Origin of the sequence: Tatumella sp. JGM130, from assembly GCF_018257525.1 — a bacterium.
GTDB classification, from domain to species: Bacteria; Pseudomonadota; Gammaproteobacteria; order Enterobacterales; family Enterobacteriaceae; genus Tatumella; species Tatumella punctata.
Genome location: NZ_JAERJS010000017.1, coordinates 1 through 26,320, shown reverse-complemented (window position 1 = coordinate 26,320; position 26,320 = coordinate 1). Strand labels below are relative to the sequence as shown.

Here is a 26,320-nt window from a genome sequence, read left to right as displayed (position 1 = left end):
AGTCTGCTTAGTACTTTCTGACAAATTATCTGATATCTATCGTGTAACTGCTGCTTTTTCAAACAAAAATTTACTTATCCGGTGACAGAACAAGGTTATGATGCGCATTGAGTGTAATAAGGAGAATAATGTAATGCAGAACAGGAATTCCGGTACGACGATAAATGGTATCGGCTATTTTCGTCAGGGCTGGCAACTGGCAACCTTACCCGGCATCCGTCGCTATGTGATAGTTCCCCTGCTGGTCAATATTCTGTTCGTCGGCTCAGCCTTTAGCTGGTTATTTTTTCGCCTTGAACAGTGGATCCCGCGTTTACTCGGGCATGTTCCCGGCTGGCTGCAGTGGCTCAATTATTTACTCTGGCCATTGGCTATCCTGTCGTTATTGCTGATTTTCGGATACTTTTTTTCGACCCTGGCAAACTGGATTGCGGCACCTTTTTGCGGCTTACTCGCCGAACAGCTGGAAAACCGGCTTACGGGCCAGAATATACCTGACAGCGGCTGGGCAGGACTGATTAAAGATTTGCCACGGGTGATGCTGCGTGAATGGCAAAAACTCAGATATTATCTGCCACGGGCACTTATTCTGCTATTGGTGCATTTTATTCCGCTGATCGGCCAGACCCTGGCCCCTGTGTTATGGTTCATGTTTGGTGCCTGGATGATGGCCATACAGTACTGTGACTATCCGTTTGATAACCACCGGGTCCCTTTTAGTGATATGCGCCGGACACTGGCCGCCGACAGAACGGCTCACCTGCAATTCGGGGCCCTCGTCAGCCTGTTCACCCTGATACCACTGGTTAACCTGGTGATCATGCCGGTGGCAGTCTGCGGTGCAACCGCAATGTGGGTTGACCAGTATCGTGGCAGTAACGCTTCCCGAAAAGCACACAACCCGCCGGGCGTTATTGCCCCCTGACATAACGATATACTATTTCTTTACTTCACTGTCCCGACAGAAAGCGTATTCTCATTGTGTTCTCCACATTTCAAATAGTTAAGGACAAGCTATGAGTAAGATTTACGAAGATAATTCGTTAACCATTGGCCATACCCCACTGGTCAGACTTAACCGTATTGGTAACGGGCGTATTCTGGCGAAGGTTGAATCGCGTAATCCAAGCTTTAGCGTAAAATGTCGTATCGGTGCCAACATGATTTGGGATGCGGAGAAACGCGGTATCCTGAAACCCGGCGTCGAACTGGTTGAGCCGACCAGTGGTAATACCGGTATTGCGCTGGCCTATGTTGCAGCAGCCCGTGGCTATAAGCTGACACTGACGATGCCGGAAACAATGTCAGTGGAGAGACGCAAACTTCTTAAAGCACTGGGTGCCAACCTGGTGCTGACCAATGGCGCCCAGGGAATGAAAGGTGCAATCGCCAAAGCAGAAGAAATTGTCGCGACCAATCCGGCAAAATATGTCCTGCTGCAACAGTTCAGTAACCCGGCAAACCCGGAAATCCATGAGCAGACTACCGGCCCGGAAATCTGGGAGGATACGGATGGTGAGGTGGATGTCTTTATTGCTGGTGTTGGCACCGGCGGCACCCTGACAGGCGTCAGCCGTTACCTGAAAAATACCAAAGGCAAAAAATCGCTGGTCAGTGTGGCTGTCGAGCCGACTGACTCTCCGGTCATTACCCAGGCGCTGGCCGGTGAAGAAATCAAACCAGGTCCGCATAAAATTCAGGGTATCGGTGCCGGCTTTATTCCGGAAAATCTCGACCTGTCGCTGGTTGACCGTGTGGCAACGATTACTAACGAAGATGCTATCTTAACTGCCCGCCAGTTAATGGAATCGGAAGGTATTCTTGCGGGGATTTCTTCCGGTGCGGCTGTCGCTGCGGCGGTTCAGCTACAGCAAGAACCTGAATTTGCGGATAAAACTATCGTTGTTATTCTGCCTTCTTCCGGCGAACGCTATCTGAGTACCGCACTTTTTGCTGACCTGTTTACGGAAAAAGAACTGAATCAGTAACATTGAGTTCCGAGCGAACCCTCAGTTCAGATAACGACTAAAGCACCCTTGCGGTGCTTTTTTTGTGCTCTGGATCTCACTTTTACCCTACATCAGATTGATTTACTGCCGGCGGTTCTGCTATCACGCTACTATTTATTTAGAAGCCTAAAATAATTAGTCATTGTTAGAAGCGGATCAAAACCAGCACAATTACTGATAGGGCATAATTAAAAACGGCGGCATAATGGCCCGCAGGCTGACGGCATCAGTCCGGTTATCCTGATAAACCCGGCCTGCCATCCGCATGTAACATTTTTTTTATACGTGTATAGGGTAACAGTTCTGCGGGGGAACCGTCCCCGGTGCTGATACCTATAATAAACTCTGATAACGTTGGGGAAATAAAATGTTCCAGCAAGAAGTCACTATCACAGCACCTAATGGTTTACATACCCGCCCTGCTGCACAATTCGTAAAAGAAGCTAAAGCTTTCCAGTCAGAAATTACCGTCACTTCCAATGGCAAATCTGCCAGTGCCAAAAGCCTGTTTAAGCTGCAAACCCTGGGGTTAACTCAGGGAACGGTCATCACCCTGGCGGCGGAAGGTGAAGATGAACAGCAGGCGGTCGAACATTTAGTAAAACTAATGGCTGAGCTGGAATAATCGTTGCTTTTCTGCGCAAAGGGTGCAGATTTAACACAAACAATGTATAGGTATTGATCGCGGACAAACTGTCTGCGCTATTTTTCCGTAGATTGTTGTTGTTACGGAAAATGGCACCCCGTCATTCTTTTTGGCCATCGTACTTAAAGGTAAGATTATGATTTCAGGTATTCTCGCGTCACCCGGTATCGCTTTTGGCAAAGCTCTGCTGCTGAAAGAAGATGAGATCGTCATCAACCAGCACAAAATCACTGATGCTCAGGCAGAGCCGGAAGTGGCCCGTTTTCTCGAGGGCCGCAGCAAGGCTGCCACCCAGCTGGAAGCCATAAGAATCAAAGCCGGTGAAACTTTCGGTGCAGAGAAGGCTGCCATCTTCGAAGGACATATCATGCTGCTGGAAGATGAAGAGCTGGAACAGGAAATTATTGATCTTATCAGGAAGGATCACTACTCAGCCGATGCGGCTGCGCAGAAGGTAATCGAAAGTCAGGCTATCGCTCTGGAAGACCTTGATGATGAATACCTGAAAGAGCGTGCTGCTGATGTCCGTGATATTGGTAAGCGGTTACTGCAGAATATTCTGGGCCTGAATATTGTCGATTTAAGCGCAATTACCGAAGAAGTTATTCTGGTCGCCAGAGATCTGACCCCTTCAGAAACTGCCCAGTTAAATCTGCAAAAAGTGCTTGGTTTTATTACCGACCTCGGTGGCAGAACGTCCCATACTTCTATTATGGCCCGCTCCCTTGAATTACCGGCAATTGTCGGAACCGGTGACGTCACCAGCCAGGTCAGCAATGGTGATTTTCTGGTGCTGGACGGTGTGAATAACCAGGTCTATATCAACCCGACCGCAGAAGTACTGGCCGGCCTGAAAGATATCCAGGAACAATATCTTAGCGAAAAAGCCGACATGGCTAAGCTGAAAGATCTGCCGGCGATAACCCTGGACGGTCATCAGGTAGAAGTTTGTGCAAATATCGGTACCGTAAGAGATGTGGCAGGTGCCGAGCGTAATGGTGCCGAGGGCGTTGGTCTGTACCGTACCGAGTTTTTGTTTATGGACCGCGACTCCCTGCCTTCTGAAGAAGAACAGTTCGCAGCCTATAAAGCGGTTGCTGAAGCCATGGGTTCTCAGGCGGTTATCGTCCGGACCATGGATATTGGTGGCGATAAAGATCTGCCATATATGAATCTGCCGAAAGAAGATAACCCGTTTCTCGGCTGGCGCGCCATACGTATTGCTATGGACCGCAAAGAGATCCTTCATGCCCAGCTGCGGGCAATTTTACGTGCCTCCAGTTTCGGTAAGCTGCGTATCATGTTCCCGATGATCATCTCTGTTGAAGAAGTCCGCTTCCTGAAAAACGAAATTGAGCTACTTAAAAGTCAATTACGTGACGAAGGTAAAAGTTTTGATGAAAGCATCGAAATCGGAATCATGGTAGAAACTCCTGCATCAGCCGTGATTTCACGCCATCTTGCCAAAGAAGTCGATTTCTTTAGTATCGGGACTAACGACCTTACCCAGTATACTCTGGCCGTCGATCGTGGTAATGATAGAATTTCACATCTCTATAATCCGATGAGTCCTTCTGTACTGGGGCTGATCAAACAGGTTATTGACTCTTCACATGCTGAAGGCAAATGGACCGGGATGTGCGGCGAGTTAGCAGGTGATGAACGTGCTACACTATTATTACTGGGAATGGGGCTGGACGAGTTCAGTATGAGTGCCATTTCAATTCCACGTATCAAAAAAATTATTCGCAATACGAATTTTGGGGACGTTAAAGCGTTAGCAGAACAGGCTCTGGAACAGCCTACCGCAGAAGACTTAATGAAGCTGGTGGACCAATTCATTAAAGAAAAAACTCTCTGTTAGTCTGCAATACGCAAGCCCGAAAATACTGCTCAGGAGAAGATCATGGGATTGTTTTCTAAATTATTTGGCGACAAAGCAGAAAGTACCTCTGGTACTATCGATATCGTCGCTCCTCTGTCTGGCGAGATTGTTAATATTGAAGATGTACCTGACGTGGTTTTTGCAGAGAAGATTGTCGGTGATGGTGTTGCTATCCGGCCTGACGGAAACAAAATGGTTGCGCCGGTCGACGGAACCATTGGTAAAATTTTTGAAACAAACCATGCTTTCTCCATCGAATCTGATAGCGGTATCGAGTTGTTCGTTCACTTTGGTATCGATACGGTTGAGCTGAAAGGTGAAGGTTTTAAACGCATTGCTGCTGAAGGGCAAAAAGTCAGTAAAGGCGATGTGGTTATCGAGTTTGATCTTCCGTTACTGGAAGAGAAAGCCAAATCGACACTGACTCCGGTGGTTATCTCTAATATGGACGAAATTAAAGAACTGCAGAAACTGACGGGTCAGGTCATTGCCGGAGAGACTCCGGTAATCCGTATAAAAAAATAGCTGGTGGCTGACGCCATCCGTACACCGCCAGCCAGAATGCATTCATTCTGGCTGGTTTTCTTTTAATAACACTCCCTTTCCAGTCGTTATTCACAGACATAAAAGCTCCGGTTATTTTGTCTGGTTGTCCTCCCGGCGGTCAGCTTCAGGAGAAATTCATTTTTCAGTTACAGCTCACCTTCATAAATAATTAATTGATACAATTATACATAAAATAATGTCATATGATTTCATAACGTGATTTTCATTTAAATCTGGCATGATTTTTTCCGCCACTCCCGTACTGTCAATATAGTCCGTAACCCCTCTCCGGATAAGCATTGCGACCGCACAATAACACTCAGATAACGATTAACAACCTGCAAAAAACATATTGCCTCCCGTAACAGGGGGAGCTGAACTTAAATAATAATTTTTACTTATCGGAGTGTTGCCTGACTACCACCACCCCGCGGGCGATAAGGGCATACAGGCGTAGACTACTGCCGGATTTTGTCAATGACATACCGCAGAAAAATGAGGGTTGATTTAAAAAAAACCAGGAAATATTAGTTTCATTTACTCTTTATTTAACTATTATTACTGATAAAGGATTAAGAAAAGATTAATTTTTTATGGCAGGAAAAATAAATAAAATTATTCTATTCAACTACATGAACTTTTTTTTAAGTGCGTTATCATACAGGAGTAAATTCATCAGCCTGAATTAAACCATTGCTTGTCTGTTGAAGGTCGATATATCCCTGCAAAGATAAAATCGCAGTCATCAGACATGTATTCATTTGTTATGGAATACGTACTACCTCTTTGTGAGTACTAAAGTTAATGCCAGGAAAACTTATGACAGACTTTCTCCCCTTTTCCAGACCAGCACTGAATGAAGATGATGTCACGGCAATTCGTGAAGTGCTGCAATCAGGCTGGATAACCACCGGACCGAAAAATCAGGCACTGGAAGCTGAATTCTGTCAGTTAACCGGTGCCCGTCATGCCATTGCCGTAAGCTCAGCTACCGGGGGTATGCATGTCACTCTAATGGCATTAGGAATAGGTCCGGGAGATGAGGTGATTACCCCGTCCCTGACCTGGGTATCTACCGCCAATATGATTTCTCTGCTGGGTGCAGAGCCAGTGATGGTCGATGTTGACCCGCAGACCCTGATGGTAACTCCGCAGGCCATTGAAGCTGCCATTACCCCGCGTACCAAAGCTATTATCCCTGTCCATTTTGCCGGTGCTCCGGTCGATCTGGACGCAATCCATGCCATTGCCAGACAGCATAATATCCCGGTGATCGAAGATGCCGCCCATGCCGCAGGCTGTTATTACAAGGGCAGACATGTCGGCTACCGCCAGACCGCTATTTTTTCTTTCCACGCGATTAAGAACGTCACCTGTGCTGAAGGTGGCCTGATCGTTACAGAAGATGATGAACTGGCTAACCGGATAAGAACACTGAAGTTCCACGGACTGGGCGTCGACGCCTTCGACCGGGAAACCCTCGGCCGCAAGCCTCAGGCCGAAGTGATTACCCCGGGCTTCAAATATAACCTGACGGATATTCAGGCGGCGATTGCCCTGAACCAGTTAACTAAACTACCGCAGATCAATGCCCGTCGTGAAGCTATCGCACAACGCTATTTACGCGAACTGGCTGATACGCCTTTCCAGCCACTGGCTCTGCCTGAATGGCCACATCAGCACGCCTGGCATCTGTTTGTACTGCGTATTGATCCACAACGCTGCGGTCTGAACCGCGATCAGTTTATGCAGCAGCTGAAAGAGAGAAATATCGGTACCGGATTACACTTCCGGGCAGTACATACCCAGAAGTACTACCGCGAACGCTTTCCGTCATTATCCCTCCCCGCCACTGAATGGAACAGTGATCGTATCTGTTCTATCCCCTTGTTCCCGGATATGACAGACGAGGATTGCAGCAGAGTTATTGCCGCTATTCATGAAATTGCAGAGAGCTGAAATGCTAAATTCTTATGTTGTAAAAAAAGTATCGGTCGTTATCCCTGTGTATAACGAACAGGAAAGTCTGCCAGTACTGATCTCCCGGACCTCAGCCGCCTGTGAACAATTGGCTAAACCCTATGAAATTCTGCTGGTTGATGATGGCAGCAGTGATGAATCCGCACAGCTGATTATTGATGCAGCAGAGCAGCCTGACAGCCATATCGTGGCGGTATTACTGAACCGTAACTACGGACAACACTCGGCAATTATGGCTGGCTTCAGCTATGTTACCGGAGATCTGATTATCACTCTGGATGCCGACCTGCAAAACCCGCCAGAGGAAATTCCGCGGCTGGTGACTACTGCAGAACAAGGCTATGACGTGGTAGGTACCGTTCGTCAGAATCGTCAGGACAGCCCGTTCCGTAAAATTGCTTCAAAAATGATTAACCGTCTTATCCAGAGTACCACCGGTAAGGCTATGGGTGACTACGGCTGTATGTTACGCGCCTATCGCCGCCCGATTATCGAGGCGATGCTGCACTGCCAGGAAAGAAGTACTTTTATTCCGATTCTGGCGAATACCTTTGCCCGTCATACGACTGAAATTCCGGTACTGCATGCAGAGCGGGAGCATGGTACGTCAAAATACAGCTTTATGCGGCTGATTAACCTGATGTATGACCTGGTGACCTGCCTGACCACCACCCCGCTGCGTATGCTCAGTGTGGTTGGTGCACTGATTGCCTGCTCCGGATTCCTGTTCGCCTTCCTGTTGGTGGTACTGCGCTTAATCTTCGGCGCCCGCTGGGGTGCCGAAGGGGTCTTCAGCTTATTCGCGATTTTATTTATTTTTATTGGCGCACAGTTTATCGGCATGGGATTACTCGGCGAATATATCGGCCGGATTTACAGTGATGTCCGTGCCCGTCCGCGCTATTTCGTGCAGCGTGTCGTCAATCACGCCACAGCTTCAACTACAGATACTGAGGAAGAATTATAATGAAAGCTATTGTCTTTGCTTACCATGACATGGGATGTGTTGGTGTTAAGGCTCTGATTGACGCCGGTTATCAGATTGCGGCTATCTATACTCACCTTGATAACCCCGGAGAAAATCACTTTTTCGGTTCCGTCGCTCATCTGGCTGCTGAACATAATATCCCGGTATTCTCCCCGGAAAATGTTAACCATCCATTGTGGATTGAACGGATTAAACAAAGCGCACCGGACATTATTTTTTCTTTTTATTACCGTGACCTGATTTGCGATGAAATCCTGGCCATTCCTCAGCAGGGTGCGTTTAATCTGCACGGTTCATTGCTGCCACGCTATCGTGGCCGCGCTCCGCTGAACTGGGTACTGGTGAACGGCGAAACCGAAACCGGTGTTACCCTGCATCAGATGGTGACGCGCGCGGATGCCGGTGATATTGCAGGTCAGCACAAAGTCTCTATCGATCCCAACGATGATGTCCTGCGTCTGCATAAAAAACTGACCCATACAGCCAAACAATTGCTGGCAGAACAGTTACCACTGATTGAAGCCGGTCAGCACACCCTGACACCGCAGGATGAAAAAAATGCCACCTATGTAGGTCGCAGAACGCCTGCGGATGGAAAACTCGACTGGACTAAAACCGCCACAGAACTGCATAACCTGGTAAGGGCTGTCAGTGAGCCCTGGCCTGGTGCGTTCGGTTATGTGGGTACTACACGTTTTATCGTCTGGAAATCCAGAGTACACCAGGACCTGCCGGTGGCGGTTCCGGGGAAAATTCTCTCAACGTCCCCTCTGATTATTGCGACCGCTGAGGGGGCTCTGGAGGTCGTCACCGGTCAGACAGACAACAGCGTTTATATGCAGGGTTCAGAGCTGGCCAATACCCTGGGTCTGGTTGAAGGTGCCCTGCTCAGCAGCCAGCCGGTAACCTCGGTGAAAAAGCGCACCCGCGTCTTGATCCTCGGTGTGAATGGCTTTATCGGTAACCATCTGACCGAACGCCTGTTACAGGACGATAACTACGAAGTCTTTGGTATGGATATCGGTTCTGATGCTATTGGCCGCTTCCTGTCGAATGAACGTTTCCATTTTGTCGAAGGCGACATTACTATTCACACGGAATGGATTGACTACCACATTAAAAAATGTGATGTCATTTTACCGCTGGTCGCCATTGCCACACCGGTAGAATACACACGTAATCCGTTGCGGGTATTTGAACTGGACTTTGAAGAAAACCTGAAAATAATCCGTGGTTGCGTCAAATACAAAAAACGTATCATTTTCCCTTCCACCTCAGAAGTCTACGGTATGTGTACCGATAAGACCTTTGATGAAGATAATTCCAATCTGGTGGTCGGGCCAATTAATAAACAACGCTGGATCTATTCGGTTTCTAAACAGTTACTGGATCGGGTTATCTGGGCTTATGGTGAAAAAGAAGATCTGCGTTTCACCCTGTTCCGTCCGTTTAACTGGATGGGGCCACGCCTGGACAGCCTGAACTCAGCCCGTATCGGCAGCTCCCGTGCGATTACCCAGTTAATTCTTAATCTGGTTGAAGGGTCACCAATCAAACTGGTTGATGGCGGTGCCCAGAAACGCTGCTTTACTGATATCAGCGATGGTATTGAAGCGCTGTTCCGGATTATCGAAAATAAAAACGGTAAATGTGACGGCCAGATTATCAACATCGGTAACCCGGAAAATGAAGCAAGTATCCGTGAACTGGCAGAAATGCTGTACCGCTGTTTCGAACGGCATCCACTGCGTGATAACTTCCCGCCGTTTGCCGGATTCCGTGAAATTGAAAGCAGCAGCTATTACGGTAAAGGGTATCAGGATGTGGAACATCGTAAACCCGATATCCGTAATGCCCGTCGTTTACTGGACTGGACCCCGGAAATCGAAATGGAAAAAACTGTCGAACAGACACTGGATTTCTTCCTGAAAACAGTCACTACCCCGGATCAGATCCAATGAAAAAAGTGGGCCTGCGCATCGATGTTGATACCTGGCGGGGAACCCGCCACGGTGTCCCCGCGCTGCTGGATGCCATGGAAAATGCCGGGGTCAGATCCAGCATTTTCTTTAGTGTCGGCCCGGACAATATGGGGCGCCATTTATGGCGCCTGATTAAACCGCAATTTCTCTGGAAAATGCTGCGCTCCGGCGCTCCGTCATTGTATGGCTGGGATATCCTGCTGGCCGGCACCGCCTGGCCAGGCCGGCTGATTGGTCAGGGAAATGCAGATATCATCCGCAGGGCAGCACAACAGCATGAAACCGGCTTACACGCCTGGGATCATCATGCCTGGCAGATGTGGGCAGGTGTCTGGAAAATCCCCCGGTTATCTGCACAAATCCAGCGCGGCAAACAAGCGCTGGAAGCGATAACCGGTATCCCTGTGACCTGCTCCGCCGTGGCAGGATGGCGTGCTGACCAGCGGGTCGTTAAAGCCAAGCAGCCGTTTGGCTTTCGTTATAACAGTGACTGCAGGGGAACCACCCCGTTCCGCCCGCAACTCACTGAATCCACCCCCGGTACAGTACAGATCCCGGTGACACTACCCACCTGGGATGAAGTCGTCGGTAGTCAGGTCACCGCTGAAAACTTCAACCGTTTTATCCTTGATGCCATGCACAACGACACAGGAACACCGGTCTATACCATCCATGCAGAAGTGGAAGGGATTATCGGGCTGGAGGATTTTATCCGGTTGCTGGGTATGGCCCGCGAGGAAGGGATTGAATTCGTTCCGCTCAGCCAGTTATTACCTGAATCTGAACTTTCACTGCCTGTCGGCAAAATTATCCGTGGTACCCTGCCTGGCCGTGAGGGCTGGCTGGGATGTCAAACTCTTCTACCCCGGCGTTAAACCAATGAAAGCAACAAAATACGGATTTACCCTGCTGGTGCTTTACGCACTCAGCTATCTTCTGCCGCTGGAGTTCCGGTCTCTCTGGCAACCGGACGAGTTCCGTTACGCGGAAATCAGCAGAGAAATGCTGGCAAACCATAACTGGGTGGTGCCGCATTTCTTTGGCCTGCGCTATTTTGAAAAACCGATCGCCGGCTACTGGATTAACAATATCAGCCAGTTGTTGTTCGGCCACAATAACTTTGCGGTACGATTTGGTTCGGTATTCTCAATTACTGTCAGCGCGTTGCTGGTCAGTTGGATAGCCTCACGTATCTGGCAGGATCGCCGGATTACTGTCTTTTCTGCCGTCATCTATCTGAGTTGCATGCTGGTATACGCCATTGGTACTTATGCAGTTCTGGACCCGATGATTACCCTGTGGATGACAGCTGCTATGGCCGCGTTCTGGCTGGCAGCCAGTGCCGAAACCCCGGGAAAAAGGGCTATCGCTTATCTGCTGTTAGGACTGACCTGCGGTATGGGAGTGATGACCAAAGGTTTCCTGGCGCTGGCCATTCCTGTTATCAGTATTATTCCGTGGGTTATTGTCACCCGCCGCTGGCGGGAAGTTCTGATCTACGGCCCGCTGGCAGTCATCAGCGCAACACTGATTACCTTGCCCTGGGCCCTGGCGATTAATGCCCGTGAACCTGACTTCTGGCACTATTTCTTCTGGGTGGAACATATTCAGCGTTTTGCCGAATCTGATGCACAGCATAAGGCACCGTTCTGGTATTACGTTCCGGTATTACTGGCCGGCACACTGCCGTGGCTGGGTTACCTGCCAGCAGCCCTGAAAAGCGGCTGGCAGCAACGCCATCAAAACCACGGGGCAGTCTACCTGCTGGGCTGGGCAGTGATGCCGTTTCTGTTTTTCAGTATCGCAAAAGGCAAATTACCGACTTATATCCTGCCCTGCTTTGCCCCGCTGGCCATTCTGCTGGCAAATGTTGCCTGTCGCACTTACCAGCAGATAAAACACAGTGCCACGGCGAATGGCTGGATCAATCTGTTATTTGGCCTGCTGGGTGTCACTGCGCTACTGGTCAGCTATCTGATGCCGTCACACCCGTTATTTGCTCCCCATGAAATTACCGGTTTGCTACTGGCATTACTGGCGTTTCTGTTCTGGGCTGTGATCGGGCTGATAACCTTACTGCGCCCCGAAAAACGCTGGTGTGCGGCAGTGCTCTGCCCGTTAGTGCTGGTGCTGACCGTAGGTTATACCATTCCTGAACGTATCCGTGATGCTAAACAGCCACAAGACTTCCTTAACCAAATCAGTCACCGGATGGCTCGCAGTCACTATATTCTGGCGGAAAATGTCGGTATCGCTTCCGGCATCGCCTGGCAGTTAAAACGTCAGGATATTAACCTGTTTGATGAGTCGGGAGAAATGCGTTACGGACTGGCGTATCCGGACGGAAAAGGACGATTGATCACCCGTCAGCAATTCCCTGACTGGCTGGCTACCCGTCGTCAGCAAGGGGTATCGATGGTATTCCTGTTACCGAAAAACAAGGACCTTGATCAAATGCAGCTACCGGCACCTGATTTCAGCTATCAGCAAGGTCGTCTGCTGTATGTTGAATATGGTCCGAAGAAATGACCTATGCCTTACTGCTGCTGTCCAGTCTGTTAAGCTGCCTGGGACAGCTATGTCAGAAACAGGCCGCCTCTGCGCGGCCTGGCCGTCCCCGCCACCAGCATCTGTTGCTTTGGCTGGGGCTGGCTATACTCTGTCTTGGCGTGGCCATGTTGTTATGGCTGCTGGTATTACGTGCCTTACCCGTAGGGATCGCCTACCCGATGCTGAGTATGAACTTTATCTGGATCACCCTCGCCGCCCGCTGGATATGGCATGAACCCGTCAGCCCGCGCCACTGGTGCGGCACCGGTCTGATTGTAGCCGGAATAATTCTGCTTAGCGGGGCTATCTGATGGGCTATCTTCCGGCACTGTGCAGTGTCTTACTGGTCAGTTTCGCCCAGCTGGCGATGAAATACGCCATGAGCAGTTTACCGTCCGGCCTTGGCATAAGCGAAACCGGTCTGTTTTTCCTGCAACATCTTTCCGCCACCGGTTTTCTGTTCGCCGGGCTGGCCGGGTATGCTTTATCAATGGGCTGCTGGTACCTGACCTTAAAATACCTGCCACTCAGTAAAGCTTATGCACTGCTCAGCCTGAGTTATATTGTTGTCTGGGCACTGGCATTAGCGCTGGGTCTGCAGGGAGATGAGTTTTCGTTAAAAACCCTGACGGGCATATTATTGGTGATCGCCGGCGTCACATTAGTCTGTCTGCCGGCAACCGCAAAAAAATAGACACCGGGAGCGAAATGCTGCCGACGACCTGACTTATTGCGGATGCCAGTGGGGTAACCGCAGTGAGATCTCCAGACCGCCTCCTGGCCGGTTACCGGCCCTGACCTCCCCATGATGTGCCAGTATCACTTTACGTACAATCGCCAGCCCCAGCCCGTACCCCTTACCTGACTGCGCGGATGCAACCCGCACAAAGGGGTCGAAAATACTCGATAGTTTATCCGGCTCTACCCCTGGCCCCTGATCGCGGATAACTATTGTCAGCCACTCCTGTTCTGCCTGCAGAATAATATCAATGGACTGTCCGGCCGAAGAGAACCGCAAGGCATTTCTCAGTACATTTTCGATACAACGCCGGACCATTTCAGCGTTACCCTGTACCATAAAATCGGCATTCTCATCATAACTGACATGAATATCTACCTGCGGAACCTGAGCTTCGAAACGTGCATCAGCCACCACCGCATCCAGTAAACTGGTCAGTTCAAAATATTGTTCGCGCACCATATGGGCATGTTCTGCGCGGGAAAACGTCAGCAGTTCACCGATCATTTTGTCCAGCTTGCGGGCTTCGTTATCAATGCGTTCCAGCGAGTCATATACATTATCGGGTGACTGGCGGGCCAGTGCGGTTGCCAGCTGTAAACGCGCCAGCGGAGTACGCAACTCATGGGAGATATCATGTAATAACTCTTCACGGGCTTTTACCAGCACATCTAACCGTTCCACCATGGCATCAAAATCGCGTGCCACCACCGAAAATTCATCGTGCCGGCGCTGCATTTTGCCGAATAAACGAACCGACAGATCACCGCTGGAAATATGACGAAACCCTTCCCGTAACTGCCGCATTGGCCGGGTCAGATTCCAGGCCAGTAACAGACTGAACAGTAATCCCATCGGGATAGCAAACACAACCACCGGCATCGGTATATGCAGAAAACGCTGGATAACAGGCAAAGTACCGCCCCGTCTTCGCGGATGGTCTGCATGCATATCCATAGAAATCACATAGTCTGTATTATCCGGTGCCGTTACCTGCCGGGTCAGGCGATCCGGAGGCGGGCCGCCGGGAGATTCAGGACGTTCACTCGCCAGCTGTAACTGTGTCACCGAGCGCAGCACTGCCGGCCATTCGGCTTCTGCCTGCTCAAGTCCCGCCGGCCCATGTAGTTCAACCTGTTTAGCCGCCTGATCCAGCTGCAGACTTAATGTCTGTCTCAATAACTGTTGCTCCGGGGGTTCTGATCCCAGCAGGCTGAATCCCAGCCATAAAAACTGGCTGATCACCAGAAAGACCAGCATAAACCCCAGTAACATTTTCCAGAACAGGCGTCCCGGATAATCATAGTTCATCGGATACGATAACCAATGCTGCGCACGGTCTCGATATTCAGTTGGTCGTTAGTCAGTTTACTCAGCTTTTGCCGGATATTACTGACATGGACATCAACACTGCGGTCATAGGCTTCGCGCTGGCGACCAAGGGCTTTTTCAGAAAGTTCATCTTTTGATACCACCCGGTCACTGGCAGCCAGCAACAGTTCCAGCAGATTAAATTCCGACGCGGTAAGATCAAATGCCTGACCTTTCCATGAGGATACGCGGGTCGCCGGGTCCAGGGACAAATCACCGTGAATAAGCTGTTCTTTTTTCTCTTCCCTGGCGGGCTGTTCATCAAAACGTCGCATCACAGAACGCAGACGGGCAACCAGTTCTCTGGGATAGCAGGGTTTAGGGACATAATCATCTGCCCCCATCTCCAGCCCGATCACCCGGTCAATATTGTCCCCTTTGGCGGTCAGCATAATCACCGGTAAGCGGCTGCTATGGCGCACCTGCCGCAATACATCAATACCACTCATATCTGGCAGCATAATATCGAGGATCATCGCACTGTACTGGCCTGAGAGCGCACTGGTGATAGCCTCTTTTCCGGTCATCACCAGTGCGTTGCTAAAACCTTCACCTTCAAGATACTGACTAAGCATACTGCCCAGTTCATGATCATCATCAACCAGCAAAATCTTCATAAACGTTCTCTTTCTGTAAAATAACGCCATTCTGACCCGATCCCGCGCGGGTTACCGCAGTATTTTCACTATCCTTACATGATGCCCTGTCTGCGGCTGTATAATTTGCTATTCATAGACCCCGGTGGAGAGGTAACGATCGCCGCGATCACAAATAATAGCGACAACTTTCGCACCGGGCGTGGCCGCGGCAATCTGTAGTGCACCGGCCACTGCCCCGCCGGAACTCATACCGCAAAAAATACCTTCCAGCCTTGCCAGATTACGCATGGTTTCTGTCGCCAGGGCTTCTGACATATCGATGGTTCTGTCGACCCATTGCGGCTGAAAAATACCCGGCCGGTAGGCTGCAGACCAGCGGCGGATCCCCGGGATCTGCGCCCCCTCTTCAGGCTGCAGACCTATCACCTGTACCGCAGAATCCTGCTGTTTAAGATAACGTCCCACTCCGCTGATAGTCCCCGTTGTCCCCATGCTGGAAACAAAATGCGTCAGCCGGCCCCCTGTCTGCTGCCAAATCTCCGGCCCGGTGGTCATAAAATGCCCCAGAGGATTATCAGGATTATTAAACTGATCCAGTACCTTGCCTTCACCTCTGGCTGCCATTGCCGCGGCTAAATCACGGGCACCCTCTATTCCTCCCTGTTGCTGGCTGACCAGTATCAGTTCTGCGCCATAAGCTTTCATCGCCGCCTGGCGTTCAGGGCTCATATTATCCGGCATCAGTAACTTCATCCGGTACCCTTTCATGGCCGCAATCATTGCTAAGGCGATACCCGTATTGCCACTGGTCGCCTCTATCAGAGTATCGCCCGGCGCAATATCACCACGACATTCCGCCTGCTGTATCATCGAATACGCCGCCCGGTCTTTTACCGAACCGGCCGGATTATTACCTTCCAGTTTAACCAGCACCTGACTGCCGTTATCCGCGACCAGCCGCTGCAAACTGATTAAAGGGGTATTACCTATGGTACTTTCCAGAGTTATCACGGGGATCCCTGCCTATAAAAACGAAAACAGCCTGTCCGCGGTGAAAGCGCCAGGCTGTTTTACAGACCAGGTAACGAAAGTATCAGGCAGTTTCTGCAAAGGCAACAGGTTGTATTAACCGGTGCCCCTGATAAATTCTCGCCTGATCCACACCAATATATAAGCGCTCACCGCGCGATGGCGGCGTATGTCCGTCGTCACAGACCAGGGTCAGATCGGCGGCTTCCCAGCCCGACGGCTGCACCAGCAATTGCCAGAAATGACCACGCGGACTGGCTTCAACCACCTTCACCGCCAGTGGTGTATTGGCTGAGTACTCACGGCTGATCTCCGTCTCCCAGGGGCGCAGAAACAGTTCAACCTGGCCCTGTACTTCCGGTAACTCAGCCAGCGACCAGTGATGGCCTGCGACCTGTAACTGATTACCGGCCATGGTGCCTTCCAGCCGGTTAATTTCGCCGAGGAATTCAAGTACAAAACGGGATACAGGCTGCTGCCAGACCTGTTCCGGGGTCCCGGTCTGCTCTATATTTCCCTGACTCATCACCACAATCCGGTCTGCAACCTCCATCGCTTCTTCCTGGTCATGAGTCACGAACACGCTGGTGAATTGCAGTTCTTCGTGTAACTGGCGTAACCAGCGGCGTAATTCTTTACGTACCTGAGCGTCCAGCGCACCAAAAGGTTCATCCAGCAGCAGGATATGAGGATCAACCGCCAGTGCCCTGGCCAGCGCAACCCGTTGTTTTTGTCCGCCGGATAACTGTGCGGGAAAACGTCCTGCAAGGTGCGATAACTGCACCATTTCCAGCAGACGAGTGACTTTCTTTTTAATTTCCGCGGAGGACGGACGTTCCCGCCGCGGCAGTACTGTCAGACCAAATGCCACATTATCAAACACGGTCATATGCCGGAATAAGGCGTAGTGCTGAAAAACAAAGCCGACATGGCGATCTCTGGCATGTAACTGGCTGACATCACGGTTATGAAACGAAATCTGTCCGCTGTTCTGGTGTTCAAGCCCGGCAATAATACGTAATAAGGTTGTTTTCCCCGAACCGGAAGGCCCGAGTAATGCCACCATTTCTCCGGAAGCGATATCCAGAGAGATATCATTAAGTACCGGGGTTTTACCGAAAGACTTATTAATCTGATGAATATTAATGCTCATAGTTGCCGTCCTGTTGCTGACGCTGATGCTGACGCTCCAGACGCCATTGCAGTGCGCTTTTCAAAAATAAAGTGACAATCGCCATCAGGGCCAGCAGAGCTGCCGCTGTAAATGCACCGACTGTATTATAATCCTGGTGTAATAATTCGACCTGTAATGGCAGGGTATAAGTTTCGCCGCGGATCGAACCGGAGACTACCGATACCGCACCGAACTCACCCAGTGCACGGGCATTAGTCAGTACCAGCCCGTACAATAATGCCCAGCGGATATTAGGTAACGTAACACGCCGGAACATTTGCCAGCCGCTGGCACCAAGCAGGATAGCTGCTTCATCTTCCTGGCTCCCCTGGCTTAACATCACCGGCACCAGTTCACGGATCACAAACGGGCAGCTGATAAAAATAGTCACCAGCACCATCCCCGGCCAGGCAAACATGACCTGAATATTATGCGCATCCAGCCAGTGTCCCGCAGGGCCATTAATTCCCCAGAACAGCAAATACAGTAGCCCCACCACCACCGGCGAAATTGCGAATGGAATATCAAATAATGTCAGTAATAATTGCCGGCCAGGGAAATTAAACCGGCTGACCAGCCAGGCCAGCAGAGTACCGAACACCAGATTCACCGGTACTGTGATTAAGGCGATCATCACTGTCATCCAGATTGCATGCAGCATATCCGGGTCTGCCAGGTTATCCAGGGAAGCAACGATGCCTTTACCCAGCGCTTCCCAGAAAATCGAAATCAGCGGTACCACCAGCATCAGCACAGACAGCAATATCCCGGCAGTCATCAGCAGTAAACGGCCCGGGTGAAACGATTTTCTGGCCCGCAGCGGCTGCGTAGTAGCTTCAGTCATCAGTGCCCCCCTAAACGACGGCCATAGCGGCTTTGCAGCACATTAATCCCAAACAGCAGCACCAGTGATGCCGCCATAATAACTGAAGCAATCGCGCTGGATGCCGGGAAGTCGAATTCCTGCTGGCGGATAAAAATCATCAGCGAGATAACCTCAGTTTTCCAGGCAATATTGCCGGCGATAAAGATCACTGCACCAAATTCGCCCAGGCTGCGGGTAAACGACAGAGCGGTCCCGGCCAGCAGTGACGGCGCAAGTTCGGGAAGAATAACGCGGTAAAAAGCCTGCCAGGGCCGTGCACCGAGGGTTTCTGCCGCTTCTTCATATTCCGGCCCCAGCTCTTCGAGCACCGGCTGAACGGTACGGATCACAAAAGGTATACTGGTAAATGCCATTGCTACCGCGATGCCCAGCCAGGTATAGGAAACTTTAATCCCGAACTGTGCCAGCCATTGCCCGTACCAGCCAGTGGTGGAAAATAAACCGGCCAGGGTCAGACCGGCGACTGCGGTGGGCAGAGCAAAAGGTAAATCCATCAGCCCGTTCAGCAGGGTTTTTCCCGGAAAAGTATAACGGGTCAGAATCCAGGCCATCAGCATGCCAAATACGGCATTAAAAGCCGATGCCAGTGCGGCCGATAATAGGGTCACTTTATAGGCTGCGACTAATTCTGGTTCGGTCACTACATGCCAGTAGTCAGCCCAGGTCATTTTTGACAACTGGATCACTAACGCACTCATCGGGAGTAACAGAATCAGACAGGTAAAAAACAGGCTGGTGCCCAGACTTAAACCAAATCCGGGTAATACCCGTTTATGACGCATTTGTTTCATTACTTATGTCCTGCTGACTGCAATTTATCGAATTCCCCGCCACTGGCGAACTGGGTCTGCATCGCCCTCTCCCAGCTGCCAAACAGGTCTTCAACACGAAACAATGACACCTGCGGGAAGCGGGATTTATTTTCGGCCATTAACTGAGGGTTGTTGACGCGGTAGTAGAAACTGGTGATGACTTTCTGTGCCTGCGGACTGTACAGGAACCGGAGATACTGGCTGGCCGCCTCAGCATTACCATCTGCGGCGACATTTCGGTCTATCCGGGCCACCGGAAACTCTGCCAGAATATTGGTCTGCGGTACCACAACCTCAAACTGCGAGGCCGGATACTGCTGACGAATATTATTTACTTCCGATTCAAAACTTATCAGGACATCACCGATACCACGTTCGGCAAAGGTAGTGGTCGAGCCACGGCCTCCTGTATCGAATACCGCGACATTATTCACAAAACGGCGCATAAAGGCCTCCGTTTTCGTCGGCGTATTTCCATCGGCTTTTGCTGCTGCTCCCCATGCCGCAAGCCAGGTATAACGGCCATTGCCGGAGGTTTTCGGATTAGGAAATACCAACTGAAGACCACTGCGGGTCAGATCTGACCAGTCATGGATATTTTTCGGGTTCCCTTTGCGGACAAGAAAAGCCATGGTGGAGTAAAAAGGAGAACTATTATCAGGTAAACGACGTTGCCAGTTGGCCGGGATCAGCTGGCCCCGGTCATGCAGTATTTGTACGTCAGAGACCTGATTATAGGTAACGACATCCGCCTTCAGCCCCTGCAGAATAGCCAGTGCCTGTTTCGACGAACCGCCGTGAGACTGACGAATGGTGAGTTTGTCAGCCGGATGCGCCTGATCCCATTGGGCGATAAAAAGCGGATTCAGCGCCGCGAATAACTCACGGGAAACATCGTAAGAACTGTTAAGCAGAGTGGTGGCATGTGCTGCACCGGCAGTAAACAGTATCAGCAGTACCCCACTGACCCGTTTTTTACCCTTTACCTTCATTAACTTACCCCTGAACACAAACGCGGCCGCTGTTAGCCGCATAATTAGTGTATTTATTTCTCAGGGCAAAGCTGTAGCGGTTTTATATACCGATTATTGCTTTAAAAGCATAAAAACGCATAAGGGCTGTCAGATAAATACTATCAGGCAATGATCGCGGGAATAGTCAGGTCAGCGGACCGACTCCGCCGACCTGTACCCCGGGGGAACGGTTTATAGTGCAGATAATTGTGACAATGACGGGGCATAAAAATAACTGCCGCTAACCGGCTTTGAAAAACGCAATAGCCCGTCATATTTACCATCGCTTTCGCCGAACATGCTCAGTAATTGCTGCTCAATATTGTGCAACCGTGCACAGTAAGCAATAAAATAGAGCCCATGCGTGCCGCTGACGGTGCCATAAGGCAGACTCTGGCGCAGAATTTTCAGCCCGGCACCATTCTCTTTGAGGTCGACACGGCTAAGGTGAGAAGTGACCGGACGAGTATCCGCGGGTAATTCTTCGTTGCTGTCTTTGGTACGTCCGATGATTGCTTCTTGCTTCGCGACCGGCAGTTTATGCCATGAGGTGAGGTTATGTTCCCAGCGCTGAGTAAACACATAACTGCCACCGGCATCTTCTCCGTCGGCAATAATGGCAACCTGCTGACGCTTCTCACCTTTCGGGTTTTCGGTGCCATCAACAAAACCACTCAGATCACGGTCTTCAACCCAGCGAAACCCCTGAGTTTCTTCACTGACATCCATCAGCGGACCCAGCAGTTCCATCGCAATCTGTCCAAGAGAGAAGTTCACATCCTGTCGCTGGGACTGGATATGAATCAGTACGTCGCGCTGCGTTGCCGGAGCCATACCTTTACCCAGCGGCCGGAAATCTTTAAGCTCAGGCGCAGAGGCTGAAACACCGTTCAAATCACGCCACAGTGCAGCACCAAAGGCAATAACACTGCCCAGCCGCGCATCGGGGTATTTTTGCTGCAGGGCTTTCTGCCGCGAGAGATACTCGCGGATTTGCATCCCTGCCTGCGCTAAATCACCGTTAAACGCGCCCTCCAGCCACAGGCCGGCACGGCAATGCTCCGGCAAAATACCACTCTGATAGTCCGTCACTGTCTGTATCTCCGATAGTCAGTAAAATCAATGTCTCTGTTCATATCCCTATGATACCGGAAATTCATTAACATAACCTTTATCAAAGCAAGGGATTATACTCCGCCAGACAGCGATTGCTGCCAGACAATGCGGGTCAGGGTCCAGTTTTTCAGTGTTTCATCTGCCGGCATAATCCCCTGCGGTCCGTGCCACTCACCCTGATAAATATACCGTATATGCTGGCTGTCCGGTGCCTGACAACTGACCTGCTCTCCGTTTTCCAGCGGCTGGCAGTGACCAAAGGCCTGGGTGTAGACCTCAGAAAATTTACTGCCTGTTTTCACGCCGCTGGCCGAAGTAATCGCCGGATCAGATACATCGATACGTGACACTGTGCTTTGCCCCTGAATAACCAGCATCACCTGCCCGTCACGTAACGCCTGCCAGAAAGTGACAATATCGCCGTTTTCTGTACGCATCCCCTGCCGCAATTGATAGTCGCTGCCCAGCGCCTCACTGATTCCGGCTTCGGTCATCGGCGTCAGCCCGGTTAATCCGCCAACACCTTGTTCGCTGACAGTGGCTGAAGCACCAAACCAGTGCCAGGGTAATGCCGATGACCAGGAGTAGCTCAGTGGGTTCCACCATCTGACAGGATCATTGCCGGAGACATCATGATTTCCGCTGCCGGCACAGCCTGACAGTAAGATCACTCCGCTAAGCAGTGTGGTTTTCAGTAATTTCATCGCTATTTCTGTCCCTTTCGCAATAAGCTAATGCCGGATTGGAGTGATAAAACCGCAAAAAGTTTATTCTTCTGCCGGGAATTCCGGAACAAAACAGTCTTTCAGCCGGCGGCTGGTCAGCAACCAGCAGGCCGACAGCAGATCAAATATGAGTAAAATTAATGGTAACGGAGACTGTTGTAACAATACATAACTCAGTTGTGAGCACTGCCAGCCAAAAGTCACCAGCGAGCAGGCAACTAATAACCAGCGCCAGCCTCTCCATAACACAGGAAAACGCCGCCGGTAACCGCTCAGGAAAAATGCCGCAACCGCACTCAGTCCCAGCGCCAGACCAGGGTAAAAACCCTGCGTATCCGGATAAAATAAATTCAGCAGGGTTTCCCCCTGTTGCCGGGATGCACCGGCAACCACTAACACTATCCAGGTACGTGCCTGAAATATCAGGATCAGCCAGAATAAAAATGGCAACCGCAGTTGCCCTTTATTGTCATAATTTTCGGGAGAATAATCGATCAAAATACACCAGACACCCTGTCAGAACGGACTAAACCGTATCACTACGCTGATGCTCAGTACTCACGATCTTCAATCAGTCGTTTGCCTAAAATCAGCGAATCCACAATTTCGTATTCAAGTTTTTCATAAAAACCCAGTACGATATCGTTCTCTTCACGCACCATCAGATTGATCTTCGGGCAGCCGCGGGCAATCAGTTTCTTTTCCAGCCGGTTCATCAGTGCATTAGCAAACCCGCGGCCACGAAAATCAGGGTCAACCCCCAGATAATATACAGACCCACGGTGGCCGTCGTACCCCCCCATCAGGGTTGCCACCACCTGTCCGCCGGCGATTGCCACCAGAAACAGGTCCGGATCATGGTGCATTTTTCTTTCTATATCCATTTCAGGATCATTCCAGGGACGCAGTAAATCACAGCGCTCCCAGAGGGTGATGACTTCATCAAAGTCTTCCTGGCGAAATCCACGAATTTCCATCGCGAGGCCTCTGTCGTTGAGATATGGGCAGATTATGGCGTTTTCCCCTTTATCTGCAACCCTGAGAGGTGAACAAAAGCAGAAAAATCTGCCTTTTGTAAAGAACAGAACTGAAACACCCGGTAAAAGGCTGAAATATTTGCCTTGTCGCAATCCTCCGAATGTTACGATATAACAATGGAATGTTGATCTAAACTAACTCTCCGGATGACGATGGAAGTGCTGATGAAAAAATTATCCCCGCTGAAACAACTGGTAAATCGCCGCCAGTTACTCTTATCCGGTCTGGCATTAGCGGTACTTTCCCCGCGTGGTGTGTTAGCCCGGGAACATACCATCAAGCCCGTCGCCCAGCCGGCAAAACCCGTGAGTAATGGTAAATTTATCGTTATGATTGACCCCGGACATGGTGGCATTGATTCGGGGGCGGTCGGTGAAGAAGGCTCCATGGAAAAACATGTGGTACTGGAAATTGCCGGCACCATTCGTCAGCTACTCAACGACCATCCTCATATTGAAGTCCGGCTCACCCGCGACAGTGACCATTTTATTCCTCTGTATCAGCGGGTGGAAATTGCCAGCCAGCACGGCGCCAACCTGTTTATGTCAATTCATGCTGACGGTTACACCAGCCCGGAGGCACACGGGGCTTCGGTATTTGCGCTATCCAATCGCGGCGCGACCAGCGCCATGGCCCGTTATCTTTCTGAACGGGAAAACGCTGCCGATGATGTCGCCGGACTCAAAGTGCAGGAGAAAGATCACTACCTGCAACAGATTCTGTTCGATTTAGTCCAGACCAATACCATCAAAAACAGTCTGACACTCGGTAAACATGTGCTGGATAAAATCAGGCCGGTACACCATTTACACAGTCAGCACACGGAACAGGCGGCATTTGCCGTATTAAAATCGCCGTCTATCCCCTCGGTTCTGGTCGAAACGTCGTTTATTACCAATCCGGCAGAAGAAAAACTGCTGGGTTCTGCGGTTTTCCGCCATAAAATTGCCACCGCCATTACCGCAGGGATTGTAAATTATTATAATGAATCCGCTATCCACAATCGCCGGATAAGTTAGGTATAATCAGCAAAACCCCACAATAAATGATGTGATATGAACGTTCCCGACAAACATAAGGTCAAGGAGTTCCTGCTCTCATTACAGGACCAAATCTGTCAAAAACTGGCAGCTGCCGACGGCTCCGGAGGATTCGCGGAAGATGCCTGGCAACGGGAAGCCGGCGGTGGCGGACGTTCCCGTGTACTGCGAGATGGCGCGATATTCGAACAGGCTGGCGTTAATTTCTCTCATGTTTACGGTGAGAATATGCCAGCCTCAGCCACGGCTCACCGGCCGGAACTGGCTGGTCGCAGTTTTGAAGCCATGGGCGTATCGCTGGTTATTCATCCCCATAGCCCTTATATCCCCACCAGTCATGCCAATGTGCGCTTTTTTATTGCCGAGAAACCCGACGCTGACCCCATCTGGTGGTTTGGCGGTGGCTTTGACCTGACACCATTCTACGGTTTCACCGAAGATGCGGTTCACTGGCACCAGACGGCCAGAAATATTTGTCAGCCCTTCGGAGATGACCTCTTCCCGCGTTATAAAAAATGGTGTGATGACTATTTTCATCTGCGTCACCGCAACGAACAGCGGGGTATCGGCGGTCTGTTCTTTGATGATCTGAATACCCCTGACTTTGACCAGTGTTTTGCTTTTACCCGCGCCGTAGGCACCGGTTTTACCGACGCCTATTTGCCGATTGTCGAACGGCGTAACGCCCTGACCTGGGGTGAACGTGAACGGCAGTTTCAGCTTTATCGTCGCGGCCGTTATGTTGAATTTAATCTGGTCTGGGACCGTGGCACCCTGTTTGGTTTACAAACCGGGGGCAGAACTGAGTCTATTCTGATGTCGATGCCCCCCCAGGTACGCTGGGAATATAACTACCAGCCGTCTGCAGGTTCTGCCGAAGCAGAGCTGTATGAAAAATTCCTGCCTGTAAAAGACTGGGTATAGCCTGCCATCCCTGTACACGGGAGAATATTTAGCAATGATTCTCCCGCCCCTGCCTTTTTTTGGCCTGTGTCATGGTGTTACCTGTCGCTATTATCGGAGAAAACGTATTTTCTTCCCCGATAAATTCCGGCACAGTGTTAAATTCCTGTTACCAATTGTTCCGTCACCGATGGAATAACTGCTTTAGAAAGAATGAGAACGCTGCATGAACCCGCTTGATGCATTAAAACAATTTACAACAGTAGTCGCTGACAGCGGCGATTTTCAGTCAATTTGTGACTACCAGCCGCAGGACGCTACCACCAATCCCTCTCTGGTACTAAAAGCAGCCACATTACCTGCCTGCCGCCATCTGATCGACGAAGCTATCGATTACGCCCGTCGGCAAGGGGGGAATACCGAAACACGGATCATTAATGCCAGTGATCGCGTTGCCGTCAATCTCGGTGTGGAAATTCTGAAAAACATTCCCGGCAGAGTTTCGACTGAAGTAGATGCCCGTTTGTCTTTTAACCGTGGTATGTGTGTAGCAAAAGCCGAAAAACTGCTGCGGATGTATGAAGATCAGGGGATTGACCGTTCGCGGATACTGATAAAACTGGCATCCACCTGGGAAGGAATTAAAGCCGCAGAGGAACTGGAACAGAACGGTATCAATTGTAATCTGACCCTATTGTTCTCATTTGCTCAGGCAAGAGCCTGTGCAGAAGCCGGCGTTTATCTGATCTCTCCTTTTGCCGGCCGCATTTATGACTGGCACCACAGCCGTACTCCTCTGTCACCTTATCAGGCAGACCAGGACCCGGGAGTAAAATCCGTACGCAGTATTTACGACTATTATAAAAAGCACCGTTACACCACCATCATTATGGGTGCCAGCTTCCGTAATACGGAACAAATTCTTGCACTGGCAGGCTGTGACCGCCTGACTATTGCTCCGGCATTATTACAGGCGCTGAAAAACAGTCAGGTACCGGTGGTACAAAAACTGCGGCCGCCGGTGGAAGCATTTCACCAGCCGGCCCCGCTCTCTGAAGATGAATTCCGCTGGCAACATAATCAGGATGCAATGGCGGTAGATAAACTGTCTGAAGGTATCCGTCAGTTCGCCATTGACCAGCAAAGACTGGAAGATATGCTGGCCGCCCGACTTTAACTCTGTTACTTATTTTTAAATCAGCCGGAGCTACCTATGCCCTCACATAAAGAACTCGCCAATGCGATCCGTGCCCTCAGTATGGACGCTGTGCAAAAAGCCAAATCCGGTC

27 protein-coding genes are annotated in these 26,320 nt (G+C 50.4%); 16 read left to right on the top strand and 11 right to left on the bottom strand.

The window, feature by feature from the left end:
• The first annotated feature begins 133 nt into the window (after positions 1 to 133).
• The 12 genes from cysZ to arnF all read left to right on the top strand — a co-directional run bounded on the left by cysZ (position 134) and on the right by arnF (position 13,280).
• A complete protein-coding gene (gene cysZ / locus JK211_RS09670) occupies positions 134 to 925 on the top strand; it encodes a sulfate transporter CysZ (RefSeq protein ID WP_212708470.1) in 792 nt (263 codons plus the stop codon).
• Between the two features lie 91 nt (positions 926 to 1,016).
• Positions 1,017 to 1,988: a cysteine synthase A gene (gene cysK / locus JK211_RS09665; protein ID WP_212708469.1), complete on the top strand. Its 972-nt coding sequence runs from the start codon at positions 1,017 to 1,019 to the stop codon at positions 1,986 to 1,988.
• Between the two features lie 388 nt (positions 1,989 to 2,376).
• Positions 2,377 to 2,634 carry a phosphocarrier protein Hpr gene (gene ptsH / locus JK211_RS09660; protein WP_038022729.1) on the top strand — a complete coding sequence of 86 codons (258 nt, stop codon included), beginning with the start codon at positions 2,377 to 2,379 and terminating at the stop codon, positions 2,632 to 2,634.
• A 157-nt stretch (positions 2,635 to 2,791) separates the two neighbouring features.
• Positions 2,792 to 4,519 (top strand): phosphoenolpyruvate-protein phosphotransferase PtsI, encoded by a 1,728-nt coding sequence (gene ptsI, locus JK211_RS09655; RefSeq protein WP_212708468.1) that lies wholly within the window; start codon positions 2,792 to 2,794, stop codon positions 4,517 to 4,519.
• A 42-nt stretch (positions 4,520 to 4,561) separates the two neighbouring features.
• Complete coding sequence (crr, locus tag JK211_RS09650; RefSeq protein WP_212708467.1) at positions 4,562 to 5,065, top strand: PTS glucose transporter subunit IIA; 504 nt, start codon at positions 4,562 to 4,564, stop codon at positions 5,063 to 5,065.
• An 840-nt stretch (positions 5,066 to 5,905) separates the two neighbouring features.
• A complete protein-coding gene (gene arnB / locus JK211_RS09645) occupies positions 5,906 to 7,045 on the top strand; it encodes a UDP-4-amino-4-deoxy-L-arabinose aminotransferase (protein ID WP_212708466.1) in 1,140 nt (379 codons plus the stop codon).
• A gap of 1 nt (position 7,046) precedes the next feature.
• Positions 7,047 to 8,033 (top strand): undecaprenyl-phosphate 4-deoxy-4-formamido-L-arabinose transferase, encoded by a 987-nt coding sequence (gene arnC / locus JK211_RS09640; protein WP_212708465.1) that lies wholly within the window; start codon positions 7,047 to 7,049, stop codon positions 8,031 to 8,033.
• Entirely contained in the window at positions 8,033 to 10,015 is a 1,983-nt protein-coding gene (gene arnA / locus JK211_RS09635; RefSeq protein ID WP_212708464.1) for a bifunctional UDP-4-amino-4-deoxy-L-arabinose formyltransferase/UDP-glucuronic acid oxidase ArnA, read from the top strand. The genes arnC and arnA overlap by 1 nt, the downstream gene beginning before the upstream one ends.
• Positions 10,012 to 10,911 (top strand): 4-deoxy-4-formamido-L-arabinose-phosphoundecaprenol deformylase, encoded by a 900-nt coding sequence (arnD, locus tag JK211_RS09630; RefSeq protein WP_212708463.1) that lies wholly within the window; start codon positions 10,012 to 10,014, stop codon positions 10,909 to 10,911. The genes arnA and arnD overlap by 4 nt, the downstream gene beginning before the upstream one ends.
• A gap of 4 nt (positions 10,912 to 10,915) precedes the next feature.
• Positions 10,916 to 12,565, top strand: coding sequence for a lipid IV(A) 4-amino-4-deoxy-L-arabinosyltransferase (gene arnT, locus JK211_RS09625; protein ID WP_212708462.1), 1,650 nt, complete (start codon positions 10,916 to 10,918; stop codon positions 12,563 to 12,565).
• Positions 12,562 to 12,897 carry a 4-amino-4-deoxy-L-arabinose-phosphoundecaprenol flippase subunit ArnE gene (gene arnE / locus JK211_RS09620; RefSeq protein ID WP_212708461.1) on the top strand — a complete coding sequence of 112 codons (336 nt, stop codon included), beginning with the start codon at positions 12,562 to 12,564 and terminating at the stop codon, positions 12,895 to 12,897. Before arnT ends, arnE begins: the two co-directional genes overlap by 4 nt.
• The gene (arnF, locus tag JK211_RS09615; protein WP_212708460.1) at positions 12,897 to 13,280 is read left to right on the top strand and encodes a 4-amino-4-deoxy-L-arabinose-phosphoundecaprenol flippase subunit ArnF; all 384 of its coding nucleotides are present in this window, start codon (positions 12,897 to 12,899) and stop codon (positions 13,278 to 13,280) included. Before arnE ends, arnF begins: the two co-directional genes overlap by 1 nt.
• Positions 13,281 to 13,313: 33 nt before the next feature.
• On the opposite strand, the gene JK211_RS09610 is transcribed toward arnF, so the two are convergent.
• From JK211_RS09610 to JK211_RS09560, 11 genes are all read right to left on the bottom strand, one after another.
• Positions 13,314 to 14,636, bottom strand: a complete 1,323-nt coding sequence (locus tag JK211_RS09610; RefSeq protein WP_212708459.1) for an ATP-binding protein — start codon at positions 14,634 to 14,636, stop codon at positions 13,314 to 13,316.
• Entirely contained in the window at positions 14,633 to 15,313 is a 681-nt protein-coding gene (locus JK211_RS09605; RefSeq protein WP_212708458.1) for a response regulator transcription factor, read from the bottom strand. The genes JK211_RS09610 and JK211_RS09605 overlap by 4 nt, the downstream gene beginning before the upstream one ends.
• Before the next feature lie 108 nt (positions 15,314 to 15,421).
• Positions 15,422 to 16,306 carry a cysteine synthase CysM gene (cysM, locus tag JK211_RS09600; protein ID WP_212708457.1) on the bottom strand — a complete coding sequence of 295 codons (885 nt, stop codon included), beginning with the start codon at positions 16,304 to 16,306 and terminating at the stop codon, positions 15,422 to 15,424.
• Positions 16,307 to 16,388: 82 nt separating this feature from the next.
• Positions 16,389 to 17,477 (bottom strand): sulfate/thiosulfate ABC transporter ATP-binding protein CysA, encoded by a 1,089-nt coding sequence (gene cysA, locus JK211_RS09595; protein ID WP_212708456.1) that lies wholly within the window; start codon positions 17,475 to 17,477, stop codon positions 16,389 to 16,391.
• The gene (gene cysW / locus JK211_RS09590) at positions 17,467 to 18,342 is read right to left on the bottom strand and encodes a sulfate/thiosulfate ABC transporter permease CysW (RefSeq protein WP_212708455.1); all 876 of its coding nucleotides are present in this window, start codon (positions 18,340 to 18,342) and stop codon (positions 17,467 to 17,469) included. The genes cysA and cysW overlap by 11 nt, the downstream gene beginning before the upstream one ends.
• Complete coding sequence (gene cysT, locus JK211_RS09585; protein WP_212708454.1) at positions 18,342 to 19,175, bottom strand: sulfate/thiosulfate ABC transporter permease CysT; 834 nt, start codon at positions 19,173 to 19,175, stop codon at positions 18,342 to 18,344. The genes cysW and cysT overlap by 1 nt, the downstream gene beginning before the upstream one ends.
• Complete coding sequence (gene cysP, locus JK211_RS09580) at positions 19,175 to 20,188, bottom strand: thiosulfate ABC transporter substrate-binding protein CysP (RefSeq protein ID WP_212708453.1); 1,014 nt, start codon at positions 20,186 to 20,188, stop codon at positions 19,175 to 19,177. Before cysP ends, cysT begins: the two co-directional genes overlap by 1 nt.
• A gap of 213 nt (positions 20,189 to 20,401) precedes the next feature.
• Positions 20,402 to 21,301 (bottom strand): Dyp-type peroxidase, encoded by a 900-nt coding sequence (locus JK211_RS09575; protein ID WP_212708452.1) that lies wholly within the window; start codon positions 21,299 to 21,301, stop codon positions 20,402 to 20,404.
• 95 nt (positions 21,302 to 21,396) lie between these two features.
• Positions 21,397 to 22,029, bottom strand: a complete 633-nt coding sequence (locus tag JK211_RS09570) for an RpoE-regulated lipoprotein (protein ID WP_212708451.1) — start codon at positions 22,027 to 22,029, stop codon at positions 21,397 to 21,399.
• Positions 22,030 to 22,092: 63 nt separating this feature from the next.
• A complete protein-coding gene (locus JK211_RS09565; protein ID WP_212708512.1) occupies positions 22,093 to 22,551 on the bottom strand; it encodes a DUF2919 domain-containing protein in 459 nt (152 codons plus the stop codon).
• A gap of 50 nt (positions 22,552 to 22,601) precedes the next feature.
• Positions 22,602 to 23,027 (bottom strand): GNAT family acetyltransferase, encoded by a 426-nt coding sequence (locus tag JK211_RS09560; protein WP_212708450.1) that lies wholly within the window; start codon positions 23,025 to 23,027, stop codon positions 22,602 to 22,604.
• 225 nt (positions 23,028 to 23,252) lie between these two features.
• Between JK211_RS09560 and amiA the strand changes: the two genes are divergently transcribed.
• From amiA to JK211_RS17080, 4 genes are all read left to right on the top strand, one after another.
• On the top strand, positions 23,253 to 24,107 hold the full coding sequence (gene amiA, locus JK211_RS09555) for an N-acetylmuramoyl-L-alanine amidase AmiA (RefSeq protein WP_212708449.1): 855 nt from the start codon (positions 23,253 to 23,255) through the stop codon (positions 24,105 to 24,107).
• A gap of 36 nt (positions 24,108 to 24,143) precedes the next feature.
• Positions 24,144 to 25,052: an oxygen-dependent coproporphyrinogen oxidase gene (hemF, locus tag JK211_RS09550; protein WP_212708448.1), complete on the top strand. Its 909-nt coding sequence runs from the start codon at positions 24,144 to 24,146 to the stop codon at positions 25,050 to 25,052.
• Positions 25,053 to 25,257: 205 nt separating this feature from the next.
• Complete coding sequence (gene tal, locus JK211_RS09545; RefSeq protein ID WP_212708447.1) at positions 25,258 to 26,208, top strand: transaldolase; 951 nt, start codon at positions 25,258 to 25,260, stop codon at positions 26,206 to 26,208.
• A 36-nt stretch (positions 26,209 to 26,244) separates the two neighbouring features.
• Positions 26,245 to 26,320: hypothetical protein (locus JK211_RS17080; RefSeq protein WP_371734613.1), on the top strand; the 76-nt coding region annotated here is incomplete at its 3' end.